The 13676-nt window shown below is 62.0% G+C and carries 13 protein-coding genes; 4 read left to right on the top strand and 9 right to left on the bottom strand.

Annotation, left to right across the window (positions count from 1 at the left end):
* The first annotated feature begins 266 nt into the window (after positions 1 to 266).
* The 3 genes from J8I26_RS07785 to J8I26_RS07775 all read left to right on the top strand — a co-directional run bounded on the left by J8I26_RS07785 (position 267) and on the right by J8I26_RS07775 (position 3731).
* Positions 267 to 2447: a TonB-dependent siderophore receptor gene (locus J8I26_RS07785; RefSeq protein WP_348635295.1), complete on the top strand. Its 2181-nt coding sequence runs from the start codon at positions 267 to 269 to the stop codon at positions 2445 to 2447.
* 183 nt (positions 2448 to 2630) lie between these two features.
* Entirely contained in the window at positions 2631 to 3173 is a 543-nt protein-coding gene (locus tag J8I26_RS07780; RefSeq protein WP_209605863.1) for an NADPH-dependent FMN reductase, read from the top strand.
* A gap of 165 nt (positions 3174 to 3338) precedes the next feature.
* On the top strand, positions 3339 to 3731 hold the full coding sequence (locus tag J8I26_RS07775) for a response regulator (RefSeq protein WP_245200225.1): 393 nt from the start codon (positions 3339 to 3341) through the stop codon (positions 3729 to 3731).
* Positions 3732 to 3893: 162 nt separating this feature from the next.
* Here the strand turns inward: J8I26_RS07775 and J8I26_RS07770 are convergent, their stop codons facing one another.
* Both J8I26_RS07770 and J8I26_RS07765 read right to left on the bottom strand, forming a co-directional pair.
* The gene (locus J8I26_RS07770) at positions 3894 to 4091 is read right to left on the bottom strand and encodes a DUF1289 domain-containing protein (RefSeq protein ID WP_209605859.1); all 198 of its coding nucleotides are present in this window, start codon (positions 4089 to 4091) and stop codon (positions 3894 to 3896) included.
* Positions 4092 to 4301: 210 nt separating this feature from the next.
* Positions 4302 to 4712 (bottom strand): response regulator, encoded by a 411-nt coding sequence (locus J8I26_RS07765; protein ID WP_209606403.1) that lies wholly within the window; start codon positions 4710 to 4712, stop codon positions 4302 to 4304.
* 791 nt (positions 4713 to 5503) lie between these two features.
* On the opposite strand from J8I26_RS07765, the gene J8I26_RS07760 reads away from it, so the two are divergent.
* Positions 5504 to 7837, top strand: a complete 2334-nt coding sequence (locus tag J8I26_RS07760) for an autotransporter outer membrane beta-barrel domain-containing protein (protein ID WP_209605857.1) — start codon at positions 5504 to 5506, stop codon at positions 7835 to 7837.
* 684 nt (positions 7838 to 8521) lie between these two features.
* Here J8I26_RS07760 and J8I26_RS07755 read toward each other — a convergent pair.
* The 7 genes from J8I26_RS07755 to J8I26_RS07725 all read right to left on the bottom strand — a co-directional run.
* Positions 8522 to 9820, bottom strand: a complete 1299-nt coding sequence (locus tag J8I26_RS07755; RefSeq protein ID WP_245200211.1) for an epoxide hydrolase family protein — start codon at positions 9818 to 9820, stop codon at positions 8522 to 8524.
* Positions 9821 to 10133: 313 nt separating this feature from the next.
* The gene (locus J8I26_RS07750) at positions 10134 to 10964 is read right to left on the bottom strand and encodes an alpha/beta hydrolase (protein ID WP_209605855.1); all 831 of its coding nucleotides are present in this window, start codon (positions 10962 to 10964) and stop codon (positions 10134 to 10136) included.
* Positions 10965 to 11401: 437 nt separating this feature from the next.
* Positions 11402 to 11857 (bottom strand): AraC family transcriptional regulator, encoded by a 456-nt coding sequence (locus tag J8I26_RS07745; RefSeq protein ID WP_209605853.1) that lies wholly within the window; start codon positions 11855 to 11857, stop codon positions 11402 to 11404.
* 34 nt (positions 11858 to 11891) lie between these two features.
* Positions 11892 to 12305, bottom strand: coding sequence for an antibiotic biosynthesis monooxygenase family protein (locus tag J8I26_RS07740; protein WP_209605851.1), 414 nt, complete (start codon positions 12303 to 12305; stop codon positions 11892 to 11894).
* A 38-nt stretch (positions 12306 to 12343) separates the two neighbouring features.
* Positions 12344 to 12931 (bottom strand): VOC family protein, encoded by a 588-nt coding sequence (locus J8I26_RS07735; protein ID WP_209605849.1) that lies wholly within the window; start codon positions 12929 to 12931, stop codon positions 12344 to 12346.
* A gap of 14 nt (positions 12932 to 12945) precedes the next feature.
* Positions 12946 to 13320 (bottom strand): nuclear transport factor 2 family protein, encoded by a 375-nt coding sequence (locus J8I26_RS07730; protein ID WP_209605847.1) that lies wholly within the window; start codon positions 13318 to 13320, stop codon positions 12946 to 12948.
* Between the two features lie 125 nt (positions 13321 to 13445).
* Positions 13446 to 13676: SDR family oxidoreductase (locus J8I26_RS07725; RefSeq protein ID WP_209605845.1), on the bottom strand; the 231-nt coding region annotated here is incomplete at its 5' end.

Below are 13676 nucleotides of genomic sequence, written 5' to 3'. Positions count from 1 at the left end.
AGTTGAGTGGATGCCCCGATGCCTGCTCGCGCCGGGGCGCGCGCGATAGGCGCTGCTCTATATGGAGCAGCGTCCCGGCGGGCCTGTTACAACTTTTTCGACCTGGGCTGATCCCTTTCCGATTTTCGCGTGTCATCGAAATAAGAACGCTTCTTTTTCTCAACTGAAAGCGTTTCAGTTTCCTTGTTTACAACACGAAAGGTCAGATCATGGGGCAGGTCCAGGCGTCGAAGCGCCAACGCAATTCCGTTTTCCAACTGAAGGCCGTGGCATCCGCCGCGCGCCATCTGGTGCTGATGGCGCCGATGCTGGCCGTGCCAGCCGCCTACGCGCAGACCGCGTCGACCACCACCGACGCCGCCACTCCCACGTCGACGACGACCACCACCACCACGAGCACCAACAGCGGCAGCAACAGCAACGCCGTGCTGCCCACCGTCACCGTCACCGAAAGCGCTGACCCCACGGCACCCTACGCCGGCGGCCTGGTCGCCCGCGGCGGCAGCCTTGGCGTGCTGGGTACGGCCAGCGTGATGGACACCCCGTTCAGCACCACCAACTACACCTCGCAGGGCATCGAAGACGTGCAGGCGCGCGCCATCGGCGACGTGATCGCCAACGACGCTTCGGTGCGCAACACCAACGGCAACGGCGGTTTCGGCGACAGCTACCAGATCCGCGGCTTCACCATGTCGGCCAACGATGTGTCCTTTAACGGCCTGTACGGCCTGGTGCCGCTGACCCGCATGCCGATCTCGATGGTCGAGCGCATCGAAGTGCTCAAGGGCCCGGGTACCCTGATGTATGGCATGGGCCCGGCCGGCGGCATCGGCGGCGCAGTCAACCTGGTGCCCAAGCGCGCCAACGAAGATCCGAACTCCAGCATCACGGCCACTTACCTGTCCAATTCGCAGTTCGGCCTGAAGGCTGACATCGGCCGCCGCTTCGGCGAAAACAAGGAGTGGGGCATCCGCGTCAATGCGCTGGGCGCCGACGGCAACACCGGCCTGTCGGGCAGCAATCAGCAGCAATCCATGGGTTCGGTCGCGCTCGATTACAACGGCAGCCGCGTGCGCTGGAGCCTGGACGCCTATACCCAGCACGAAGACACCCGCAACTTCCGTCCGCAGTTCAGCATCAGCAGCGCGGTGATGCCGGACGCGCCCGATGGCAATACCAACCTGTATCCGGGCACCACGCTGCAATCGGATGACAAGGCCGTGGCGACGCGCCTGGAGTTCGACATCAACAACAACCTCACCGCCTATGGCGCGGTCGGTTACCACGTGGCGCAGTCGTACCAGACCTGGCCTGGCGCCAGCATCCTCAATACCCGCGGCGATACCAGCGCGCTGACCGAAACCTACTACGACCAGCGCGTCACCTCGACCTCGGCCGACGTCGGCCTGCGTGCGCGCTTCAATACCGGCGGCATCCAGCACACCCTGATCGTGGGCGGCAACATGCTCGATCAGCAGACCGATTACTTCTACTCGCCGCCGGTCAGCACCGGCGTGAGCTCGAACCTGTACAACCCGGTTGCGCTGCCGGCCAATCCCGTCACGCGCGGCCAGATGACGCCGCAATCCCAGACCCGCCTGACCAGCCTGGCGGTGACCGACTCCATGTCGATGCTGGATGATCGCCTGCGTCTGATCGCCGGCTTGCGTCGTCAGCAGATCTATACCAATGACCTGACGGGCTTCTCCGCCAGCGCCAACCAGACCGGCATTTCGCCGGTCGCGGGTGTGGTGGTCAAGCCGATGGATCGCGTCTCGCTGTACGCCAGCTACACCGCCGCGTTGACCGCCGGCCCCAGCATCTCGGCCACCGACGGCAACGGTCCCAAGCAGTTCCCGCCGGCCCGCTCCAAGCAATATGAAAGCGGCGTGAAGGTCGACTGGGGCCGCATGACCACCACGGCGGCCGTGTTCCAGATCGACCAGGCCAATACCAGCTCGACGGTTCGCGACGGTATCACCTATACCACCCAGGACGGGCGCAACCGCGTGCGCGGCCTGGAGCTGGCTGCCTACGGCGAACTGCAACGCGGCTTGCGCTTCAACGCCAGCAGCACCTTCTTCGACACCAAGCAGTCGCATACCACTAACGGCACCAATGACGGCAAGGAAATCGGCGCCGTGCCCAAGTACAACGTCAACGCCGGCGTGGACTGGGATGCACCGTGGCTGACCGGCCTGGCGCTGAACTCCCGCATCGCCCACACCGGCTCCATGTGGTACAGCGGCGCAAATACGATGAAGGTGCCGGGCTGGACTCGCGTGGACATCGGCGCGCGCTACATCACCAGGACCGCCGGCCAGGTCGTGACCTACCGCGCCAACATCGAGAACCTGTTCGACAAGAACTACTGGGTGATGCAGAACGGTTACGTCGGCACCGCTTCGGGTCGTACCTTCGTGCTGTCGGCTCAGGTCGACTTCTGATGTAGCGACATAAGCCGGCTGCGCGCTCCGATGCGTCGCCGGCGCCGTCTGCAGTATCGGCAGCATTGCGCCGCTGCGCCCTCACGGGCCGGCGGCGTTTCATTTGGCGGCGGACTTGTCCGCCTCCCTCCGTGCGACTATCCTTGCCGCTTCTTCCCCGTAAGGCGTCGCGCCTGATCCTGCATGCACATCCTGGCCATCTCCGGCAGCGCCCGCAAGGCGTCCACCAACACCGCGCTGCTCAGGGCGATGCAAGCGCTTGCGCCGGCGGGCATGACGCTGAGCGTCTTCGACCGGATCGACAGCTTGCCGGTGTTCTCCCCGGACGCCGAAGGCGAGGCCACGCCGGCGCAGGTCCTGGCGCTATTGGCCCAACTGGCCGCTGCCGATGGCGTGATCATCTCCAGTCCGGAATACGTGCGCGCGATTCCCGGCGGCATGAAGAACGCGATCGACTGGATGGTCTCGCGCGATGAGATCATCGGCAAACCGATGGCGCTGGTCCACGCCTCGCATCGCGGGGACGATATGTTGGCGTCACTGCGGCTGGTGCTGTCGACGGTGAGCACGCGATTTTTCGCGGAGCATTTTTTGCGCATCGGGGTCGTGGGCAAGTCGCCGCAGGAGGTGCAAGAGCAGATGCGCGCGCCGCATTGCGCGCAACAGGTGACGGCCTTCCTGCAAGGCTTCGCTCAGGCGATCAGGCGGGACGGGCAAGCCCTGTAAGCACGGCATTGGCTCTCGAGCCGGCAGGCCGACGACGCGGGAATTGTTGCTCGCTGGCATGCTGCAGCACGGGGTGTCGTCATTAGGCGACGGTTTCTGAATCTTTTGTGTACCTGCTAGTCTTATTTGGTGATGATTCGACAACGCCGAACCTGATTGCCTTTGATGAACGACACCAGCCAGTCGCCGATTTCGGTACTCGTGGTCGAGGACAACCTCGATGCCCGCGATATTTTTTCCGCCACCCTGTCCAACCAGGGATACCGCGTCCTGGAGGCGGGAGATGGTGTGGAAGCCCTGGTCAAGCTGGAGAGCGAGCCCGTGGACATCATCCTGACCGATCTGCGCATGCCGCGTATCGACGGCATCACGCTGGCCTCCACCATACGCAAACTACCGCACCTGCGCAGCATGCCCATCATCGCGCTGACGGCCACGCCGCTGACTGACAAGTCATGGATGCTGGGCTTGTTCGACGAGGTACTGCTCAAGCCCTGTTCGATCAAAGAGCTGGTGGAGACGGTGGGGAAGTTCTCCGGCAAGGCGATCAAGCCCTAGCAGGCTTGGCCTCGCGGCGTCAACGGCAAATGCCGGGTGAACGGTGCGGGACTGTGGAACTGCAGGAGCGATGGGGCCACGGAGCCACGCGCATCGGTGCCTGCTCGCGCGCACTTAAGTTATCCACAGACGGTTTGCAAGATCAGCCGGATCCGGTCGAGCTTAGCCCTTCCTGTCTTTCTTGTCCTTCTTCCCGAGCTCTTTCAAGCGCACCGAGGCGCGTTCCACGGTCGCCTTCTTGTCCTTGTGCTTCATGCCTTTCCACTTCTTGATTTCATCCTTGGTGCGGCCGCAGCCGACGCACACTTCATGCTTCAGCTTGCACAGCGACGTGCACGGGCTTTCCACTTCCTTGCTCACCTGTTGGTCCCATCGGTAGGTCAAAAACGGAGATATCCGGGACCGGCGCCGTCGTTCATTCGGACATGAAGCAACGCGCGCGGCGCATGCGGCGCACCGGCCCGGCGGACGCGGGCGCGAAAAAACGGGCACCGTGCCGGTACCCCATTGTATTGAATCTCTCGGGTGCTTGCGTTCGGGTCTGCGCCGCCTGCCCGGCGGCCTCGCCGTTCAGTTGGCGTTTGCCAGATGGGCGCGGCGCGCCAGGATCTTGCGGATCTTGTCATCCAGCACTGCTGCGGTGAAGGGTTTGACGATGTAGCCGTCGGCGCCGGCTTCGGCCGCTGTAACGACGTTTTCCTTCTTGGCTTCCGCAGTGATCATGAGAACCGGCAGGTTGGCCAGCTTGGGCGTGGCGCGGATCTTTCTGAGCAGCCCGATCCCGTCCAGCACCGGCATGTTCCAGTCGGTGATCACGAAGGTCACCGGCGCGGTGCCGCCGTCGAGAATCTTCCAGCCTGACGAGCCGTCGTCGGCATCGATCATGTTGACGTATTCCAGTTCCTTGAGCAGCCCCATGACCACGCGACGCATCGTCGCCATGTCGTCCACTACAAGGAAATGCTGGTCGGTATTCTTCATCATCTTCCCCTCGTGATGTTGCGAACCGGATCGAGCGCAGGGGACTTAATTTATCGGATTTCCAGAGGCAATGCATCTGCAAAATATGTCCTTTCCCAAGGGAAATTGCGATTCAGACATGGTTTGCCGCCGGCCGTAGCGAGACGCCGCCGCGGCGCTGTGCAAGCGCGTTTGGGCAAGCCACTCATCTAAACTTCGCAGGCTCGTTTCGAATCCGCCCGAGCCTTTCCGCTTCCATCAGTCGCAGATGCATGCGGTGGCGCATGACCGCAGGATGCAGACATTTCCAGGCCCGCAATAGGAGGACACCTTGGGGTTTCGTGGGTGCATCGCCAGGTTCAGATCTGAACGCGATAAAAGTTCTTCGTAAGGCAAAGACGGATGTCGTTCGCGCCGACCGTTGAATTTTCGCCGGTGGTTGTCGCGGCTAGCCCGTTTCGCGCCGGCATGAGGCTCATTTTGCGTCTCTCATTTAGCTGTTCTTATGGATGAGTTGCGCAATGGCGACACGAGGCGCAATTCGTTTTCAGTGCGGATGCGCTTGAACAATACGAGCCGGCGGCTTCAGTTCTTCCACTTTTCCCGGGAGGGAGCGCAGCCGAACGAAGGCATGCATGCACGTTCAATCGCGAATGTGGTTCATCGTCAGGTTTGTCCATGTGGCGGACACGCAAATGGCAAAGATCACCAGCATGAAGAGATGCTAGCATCTCGCGCTGAAAGCTCGGGGAAGGGGCCTACGCGGGAGCGTAAGGGGCGGGCGATAGACGTGAAATGTCCAGGTAAAAATAATGAAGTGCAGGTTCCGTAGTAATCAAGTTCAACATATCCAACGTAGTGCAGCAAGCCAGCAGCACACCACCACTCACCAACAACAGATCGCCCGGCCGGTGCGCTGCTTCATGTCGCTGGCCGTTGCGAGCGCCGTGCTGATCGGGATGTCAGGTCATGTCCATGCGACGCCCGTGCTGTGCGGCAGTTCGTCGACCACGAGCTGCGAGTTTTCCTCCGGCACCTACACCAACGCGGCTGGCAACACTGTAACGGCAACCGGCGGCGCCGCGCCTGCCGTCTACGTCACCAACGGCACCACCTTGACCAACGATGGCACCATCACCGGCACCAGTGCCGGCTGGGACGCATTAATGATCGGCAACAGCGCGGGCACCGTCTCCGGCTCCTTGCAGACCCTGATCAACAATGGCGTGATCATCAGCACGACAAACGCTGCCTTTCCGCTGACGGGTGGTACCGCCATTGACGTGATCGGCAACACCATTCCTTTTGTGATCGACAATTACGGTACGATCACTGGCGGGATGTTGGCCATCGCGGGCAACAACAACACCATCACCCTGAACATCAAGGGCACGCAATCGGTCATCAACGGCGATGTGGTCGGCGGCCTGATTACTGTCAATCTCGACGCCGGCGCGACCTTCACCCAGGCCAACGCTTTCCTGGTCAGTAGTGTCTCCATTGCCAATGGGGCGACGTGGACCTTGGGCAGCGCCTCGCCTTCTTCATTGGTCCCGAATCACGCCGGCATCGAAGCCATCCACGGCGTGACCAACAACGGCACCCTTTCACTGGTGGCCGGCCAGACTGGGCTCATCACGGGCAACTACGTGCAGAGCGCAACCGGCGTGCTGCGTACCAATGTCACTTCCGACAGCGCCTACGGCAAGTTGAATGTCACCGGCACGGCGACTTTTGCCGCCGGCACGGGAATTGATGTCAATGTCTCCAATCCGTCGTTTGCCTTTACCGCTGCTTCATTGAGCAACGTGATCACGGCAGGCACCCTGGTGCAGAACGGTTTCACGGTGACCGACAACTCGCTGTTGTTCAACTTCACGCCGGTGGTCAACGGCAATTCGGTCTCTCTGCAGATCGTCGCGGCCTCCAGTGGCGGCGGTTCCGGCAGCGGTGGCTCTGGCAGTGGCGGGGCCGGTGGAGGTTCCAGCAGCGGCGGTCCCAATTCGGTGACGTCGTCGGTCGACCAACAAGGCGCGAACGCCGCAAGGGGATCGGCCAACGTGCTCGACCAGTTCGTCAATTCATTCGCCGCCAACGGAACCACGGGCAATGGCGATATGGACAATGTCGTCACTGCGCTGGGCCGGTTGTCGACCGCTTCGCAAGTCAGTATTGCGGCCAAGCAGACGCTGCCGCTGCTGGCGGGCAATTCGGTGGCTGGCGTGCAGAATACCTTGACGCAAACACAATCTATCGTCCAGAACCGGCAAAGCAGCTTGAGCGGCATCTCCTCCGGGGAAAGTGTGCTGATCGACAAGGGCGCGTGGATCAAACCGTTCGGCTCGCACGCGCGGCAAAGCAGTTATGAGGGTTTGCTCGGTTTCACGGCCAACACCTACGGCCTGGTGGCAGGCGCTGACGCGCAAGTCAGCAGTGCAGACCAGGTCGGCGTCGCCTTGGCATACGGCCATACCAACTTGAACAGCGGCGATAGCACGGCTCCCAGCGACGCCGACGTCGATAGCTACCAAGCCATCCTGTACGGCACCCATCGCTTGGACGAAACCACCAATCTGGATTATCAGGCCGACGGCGGCTATCATCGTACCAGCGGCGAGCGGCGCATCAACTTCGGCGGTCTCAGTCGCCAGGCCAATTCTGGCTTCAGCGGTTATAGCGGCCACGCCGGTGTAGGCTTGTCGCGCACCTTTGCGCTGCCCATGGATCGCGCCTACACCACACCTCGCCTGAGCCTGGATTACTCATGGATTCGCGAAGCCGGTTATCGGGAAAACGGTGCCGGTGCGCTCAATCTGGATGTGGGGAGCCACACCACGCAAGCGCTGATCTTCCGCCTCGGTAACCAGTTCGATCAATACGTGGGCGACCACCTCAAGCTCTCGGCTTCGCTGGCCGCCGGTTACGACGCCTTGGCCAAGCAGAATCTGATCTCATCCAGTTTCGTCGGCGGCGGTGCCACGTTCTCCACTTACGGTGTGCGTCCCAGCCATTGGCTGGTCGACGGCGGCCTGGGTATCTCGGGACGCTTGAACAGCACCACGACCGTATCGCTGGATTATGCCGTCGAAGGGCGCGAGCACTATACCGAGCAGACCGTGTCCGCCAAGCTGCGCCTGCTCTTTTAATGAGGGCGTCTGGAGCAAAGCATTTGGATCGGCCGCCTCGGCGCCGCGCTCACGCTTCTGAACATCATTGTTTCTGACAAAGAAAGCCTGCGGCAATGTCGCAGGCTTTTTTTATTGACCGATGCCAAGATGATCGGAAAGCTCTGCACTCTTTGCAGCAGCGCCGTCCTGTTGCCAGTTTTTCCCAGGATGCGTTTCGTTACCCAGCCCCGAGCAACGCCGCATTGCCGCAGATACGCTTGCGAAGGCACAAGGCTGGCACAGATAGTCCATTGCAGCTGGCGCCTTTACCTTGATGTCGTATGCACCCACGCGCCAACCGTCCTCGGCACATCTGATCGTCTATATCGAAGGTGATGGCTTGACGCGGATCAGTAGTGACTTGCCGTCGCTCGACCCTACACCTTTGCGCCCGCTGGCCTTGTAGTCGGCGCTCGCCCGGCCATCGGGCAACGTGGCCTATCTCGGGCGGCCCTGCCAATATGCGGATACAGAAGCGACCGGATGCGCGCAACGCTACCGAGCCGGGCAACGCGTTGCGACGGAAGTCATCAGTGCGGCCGGCCTTGCAATGGACCGTCTCAACCAATAGTTCGATGCGTGCGCGAGCCTGGCAGTTCAAGCCAGGCCGCCAGACGAGAGACGAAACCGCCTTGTGCGCTCCCGCTGGCGGGTTCGGTCAACTCAGGCGCGCACGGAGCGGAAAGCCTTGCGCAACTCTTCGGTGAACAGCCGGGGTTGCTCGAGGGCGGCAAAGTGGCCGCCGCGATCGACTTCATTCCAGTAGATCAGATTGGACCAGCGTTCCTGCGCCCAGGACTTTGGCGCCCGGTAGATTTCCTTGGGGAAGATCGTCGCGGCCATGGGAAGGTCGATCTTGCCGGCGTCGAATCCGCCGCCGTTGCGCGTGTTTTCCCAATAGATCCGGGCCGACGACGTTGCCGAGTTGGTCAGCCAGTACACCGAGATATCGTCCAGCATTTCTTCGGTGGAAAGCACGTCCTCGACACGACCGTTGTTGTCGGTCCAGGCCTGGAATTTCTCGTAGATCCATGTGGCCTGACCTGCAGCAGAGTCCGCAAGCGCATAGCCGACCGTTTGGGGTCGTGTTGCCTGCTCGGCAAAGTAGCCTGCTCCGTCGGCGAGGAACTTTCCGGCGGCCAGAAGCGCGGCTTGCTCCTCGGGAGTGGGATGCTCGGGCGGCTTGGCAGGGATCACCAGCGGCCAGTTCACGTGCGCCGCCACAAGTCCCTCGGGGCGGATGTGCCCCAATGCGTGCGTGACGCCCGAGCCCCAGTCGCCGCCCTGCGCGACCCAGCGTGAATAGCCGAGCCTGGCCATCAGCACGCCCCAGGCCTTGGCGGTCCGCACCACGTCCCAACCTGTCCCGGTCGGCTTGTCGGACCACCCGAAGCCGGGCTGCGAGGGAATCACGACATGGAATGCGTCTGCAGGCGTGCCGCCATGGGCGGTCGGGTCCGTCAGGGGCCCGATGACTTTCAGGAATTCCACGATGCTGCCCGGCCAGCCATGGGTGAGGATGATCGGCATGGCGTCGGCGTGCTTCGACTTCACGTGAATGAAGTGAATGCCGAGTCCATCGATCGTCGTGCGGAATTGCGGGAAGGCGTTCAGCTTGCGCTCGAATTTGCGCCAATCGTAGCGGTCGTGCCAATACGTGACCAGGCGCTTTGCGGCATCAAGCGGAACCCCTTGGCTCCAATCGCTCACGGTCTCGCGATCGGGCCAGCGCGTTGCCGCAAGACGCTGCTTGAGGTCGTCGATACGTGCCTGCGGCACCGCGACGCGGAAAGGCACGACGGCGCCCTCCGGGAGCGCGTCATTTTTTGTCGCTGCCTCGGCAATGCCGTGGGCGAACAGGCTGGAACCGAGCGCGGCCATGGTGGCGCCGTGCGCCAGGCCCATCAGCGCCTGGCGTCGGGAAATTGCTTCAGAGGACAGCAGGGTAGAGATCTTGGACATTAGAAATTCCTTTTCAGAGCGAGGCGCTGCATTGCGTGCGTGGTCGATTTCTGCGGAGGTGACATGTGGGATAGCGGCGCCAACGAAGCATGGTCGCTGGAGCGGTCGTGTTTGCCCGGTTGCCCGGGCGAGCAGGGGGGCATCAACAGCTGTGCTCAGGATGGCGCGCCGCGTGAGGGATGTCGCCCTGACCGCAGGCGTCAGGGTGATCGAAGACAGAGCAGGCCTCTCGGATGCCTTCGAGCGTATCGCCAGCAAGTAAAAGGGGCAGCTTGCCGCCGGCAAGATGCGGCGCACCTGCCCCCGGCTCCGATCAGCTACGTACGAAGGCCAGCAGGTCCGGATTGAGAATCTCCGCGTGCGTGGTCAGCATGCCGTGCGGCAGTCCCTTGTACACCTTCAGTTGTCCGTGCTTGAGCAATTTGACGGACAGCAAGCCGGAGTCGGCGATGGGCACGACCTGGTCGTCGTCGCCGTGCATGACGAGGGTAGGCACGTCGATCTTCTTGAGGTCTTCAGTCTGGTCGGTTTCCGAGAACGCCTTGATGCAGTCGTAGTGCGCCTTGGCGCCGCCCATCATGCCCTGGCGCCACCAGTTCTGGATGATGCCCTGGCTGACCTTGGCGCCCGGTCGGTTGAAACCATAGAACGGACCGCTGGGAACATCGAGGAAGAACTGGGCGCGGTTCGCTGCCAACGCGGCACGGAAACCGTCGAAGACCTCAATGGGCGTACCGCCAGGATTCGACGCCGACTTGACCATGATCGGGGGAACGGCGCCCACCAGCACTGCCTTCGACACGCGGCCCGGTTTGGCGCGACTAACGTAGCGCGCGACTTCGCCGCCACCGGTGGAGTGGCCGATGTGCACCGCACCCTTCAGGTCAAGATGGTCGGTGAGGAAGGCCAGGTCCGCGGCATAGGTGTCCATGTCGTTGCCGGTGTCGGTCTGCGTCGAACGGCCGTGCCCACGACGATCGTGCGCGATCACGCGATAGCCGTTGGCCAGGAAGAACAGCAACTGGGCATCCCAGTCGTCGCTGCAAAGCGGCCAGCCATGGGAGAAGACGATAGGCGTTGCAGATTTCGGGCCCCAATCTTTATAGAAGATCTGGGTGCCGTCCTTGGTGGTGACAAAAGACATTTGTTCGTTCCTTTCGTGGGTTGGCGAGACAGTTTGCGTTTCAGCGCTGCCGGCGACGGCAAGCAGGGGCACGGCGCAGCCAGCGATGGTGGCCGCACCGGCAAGCATGAACTGCCGCCGGGTGAGTTCGGCCATGGGGCGAGAATGAGTGGTTGACACCAGATGGTCCTTTGAGGTGGCTGCATCGCAGCGGGCTTGCAGTACGTGGAGAATTCCGCGCCCAGTGTCGGGAAAATATCCCGATTGCGCATCTCTCCAATAGCGGTCTGCCGATGGCTGAAAGTAGTAGTGCGAGCGTCCCTGCCGCAGCGCTTCGATATTGCCGGCGGCCCGCCGGAACGCGTATCCGCGTTTCTTAAAAAAGTCGCGCCGACCGGGAGAAGCCTGCGCGACCGAGGTGTTTCCCCCTCAGGGGAGCTGCGGGGGAAACAGTCAATCTAGTTCTTATAGGAAGCCATACGCAGGGCGGCGGTACGCAGCCAGGCGCCCGGTGACGTGCCCACCAGCTTCTTGAATACCCGGTTGAAGTGGCTTTGATCGAAGAATCCGCAATCCATCGCGACCTGGGAGATGTCATCGCGGCCGAAGTGGAACAGGCTTATCGCCAGGATGATGCGCTGTTCCTGTATCCATGTCCGACAGGAGACGCCAAGTGATTTCTTGAATTTGTGCGCAAACCGGGCACTGGAAAGATTGCAATGGCGGGCCACATCCTTGATCAGAAAGCGCTCGGGAAGACGCCTCAGTATGTAATCGCGAGCGGCTTTCTCCTGAGACATGGACAGACCATTTGACGCGGGCTCAGGAAGCGACGGCGCCGCGCAACGACAGTGCGGACAAGCATGCGGCCTGCTCAGCCTTGCCGGATGAATGTTCATATCGAGGCTGGGCATGGCGTCACGTCCGGCCTGATGGCGCGTTTTCCATTCAGGCCACCTTGTCCCTGGGATCGTCGATGATCTGACGCGCCACTTCATAGCGCACACCTTGCCGATCAAGGATGCGGACATGCTTCACGACAGTCGACAGTGCGGCGAGGAAGGTCTCGGCGGCTTCATGGCCTTCGTATGACGCTTCGTCCGCCCAACCTTCGACGAGGTGGAAAAGATTGGCGTCGGTGAGATCCTGCGCAAAGGCGTAGTAAACGCAGCCGGGCATCTTTCTGGCGGCCGTCATCTCGGGGATGACGGCATCGATGAAGGCCTGCCGGTCTTCGGGGTGCACGCGATAGTAGGCGCTCACCACGAAGGCAGTGCCCAGGTTCTTGTCGTGATCCGCCGCCGAATTGCCATGATCGGGGAATTGCGCGCTGTAGGCGGCGCTGTCGATTGCGTTGCTCATGATTCTTCCTGTTGATATGACGGTGTGATGCGGCGATCTCAGTTGGCCGGCTTCTTCGGGTTCCACAACTTCACCGACGAGTGCTTCTCGTAACCCTTTCCCTTCGGATAGCTCACCAGTTCCATTTCAGATCCCCACGGCGAGCGGAAATGCACCCAGGTCTCGCCTTGCGTATCGCCGGAGGGCATGGTGATGGGCTCGCCCAGAATCGTGATGCCTTGCGACTTCAGGTAGGCCACCGCGCCGGCGATGTCATCGGTGTAGAAGGCGATGTGCGATGCGCCGATGTCTTCGGCCTTGGGCATGTCCATGCTGCCCTTCGAGTTCTTGTATTCGAACAGTTCGATATTGGAGCCGGTGCCACAGCGCAGCATGGCCAGCGTGACGCTGTCGGCGCGCGGGGCGAACTTGGTGTCACCGCCGCCCGCCGCGCCATCCAGTTTGAACGGGCCGATGTGCGTCACCGGCACACAGCCGAAGGCGCTGGAAAAGAACTGCTCCGCCTGCTGCAAGTTGGGCACATTGATGCCGACGTGATCGACGCCGACCGCTTGCACCCCGGCGGCATGGCCCTGAACGGTGGCAAGCAACAGCAGCGAGGTGAGCATGGAAGCGAAATATTTCATGGCAAATTCCTGATTCATTGAGGATTGAGAAAGACGTGCATGCTGGCAAGCTTGCCGTCCTTGATGGTGAAGATGTCTTCACCGCGCACCAGGTTGGGGTTGCTGCGCGGCCCGTAACCCCAGGTCACGCGGCCAAGGCCGTGGTTCCAGGTGATCGGGTCGGGCGTGAAGACAAAGCCGGCGTGTTCCGACTGCACCCGCTGGATCAGCTGGCCCACGCTGACGTAGCCGCTGGCCACGGCCTTGGGGTCGGCCACGGAAAAGTTGGGCGCATAGGCCTGGGAAAACTTGGCCGGCCAGTTCTTGGGCTCGGGGTCGTTCCAGATGTTGAAATGCAGGTCGACCAGCTGTTGTGCCAAGGCGGCATCTGGGATGGAAGTGATAGTCATTTTGCTGTCCTGTGCGAAGGCCATTGACGCGACGGCCAGCGCCGTCGCCATCAAGGCGTGTCGGATGATGGATTTCATCGGAGTCTCGGTATTAAGGCCAGGCCGCCCGGGCCTGGCCGCGACGATCAGACCTGCGCCATGCCGCCGTCGACGAACAGCTCGATGCCGTTGATGAAGCTGGCGGCGTCCGAGGCCAGGAAGGCGACTGCCTTGCCGATCTCTTGCGGCTCGCCCAGGCGGCCCAGCGGCACCTGGCCGGCCAGGTAGTCGAACAGGCCTTGGCGCGCTTCGTCAGGCACCAGGTCGCCCAGGCCAGGGGTGCGGATCGGGCCGGGGCTGACCACGTTGACGCGGAT

The organism is Herbaspirillum sp. LeCh32-8 (genome assembly GCF_017814915.1).
In the GTDB taxonomy this organism is placed as follows: Bacteria; Pseudomonadota; Gammaproteobacteria; order Burkholderiales; family Burkholderiaceae_D; genus Herbaspirillum.
Note: the sequence above shows the minus strand (reverse complement) of the source record. Positions and strands in the feature narration are given on the sequence as shown.

Excerpts from the sequence above, each read along its gene's own strand:
- J8I26_RS07780 (WP_209605863.1), top strand. The coding sequence starts at position 2,631 with ATGCACATCCTGGCCATCTCCGGCAGCGCCCGCAAGGCGTCCACCAAC.
- J8I26_RS07775 (WP_245200225.1), top strand. The coding sequence starts at position 3,339 with ATGAACGACACCAGCCAGTCGCCGATTTCGGTACTCGTGGTCGAGGAC.
- J8I26_RS07765 (WP_209606403.1), bottom strand. The coding sequence starts at position 4,712 with ATGAAGAATACCGACCAGCATTTCCTTGTAGTGGACGACATGGCGACG.
- J8I26_RS07760 (WP_209605857.1), top strand. The coding sequence starts at position 5,504 with ATGAAGTGCAGGTTCCGTAGTAATCAAGTTCAACATATCCAACGTAGT.
- J8I26_RS07755 (WP_245200211.1), bottom strand. The coding sequence starts at position 9,820 with ATGTCCAAGATCTCTACCCTGCTGTCCTCTGAAGCAATTTCCCGACGC.
- J8I26_RS07750 (WP_209605855.1), bottom strand. The coding sequence starts at position 10,964 with ATGTCTTTTGTCACCACCAAGGACGGCACCCAGATCTTCTATAAAGAT.
- J8I26_RS07745 (WP_209605853.1), bottom strand. The coding sequence starts at position 11,857 with ATGCCCAGCCTCGATATGAACATTCATCCGGCAAGGCTGAGCAGGCCG.
- J8I26_RS07740 (WP_209605851.1), bottom strand. The coding sequence starts at position 12,305 with ATGAGCAACGCAATCGACAGCGCCGCCTACAGCGCGCAATTCCCCGAT.
- J8I26_RS07735 (WP_209605849.1), bottom strand. The coding sequence starts at position 12,931 with ATGAAATATTTCGCTTCCATGCTCACCTCGCTGCTGTTGCTTGCCACC.
- J8I26_RS07730 (WP_209605847.1), bottom strand. The coding sequence starts at position 13,320 with ATGACTATCACTTCCATCCCAGATGCCGCCTTGGCACAACAGCTGGTC.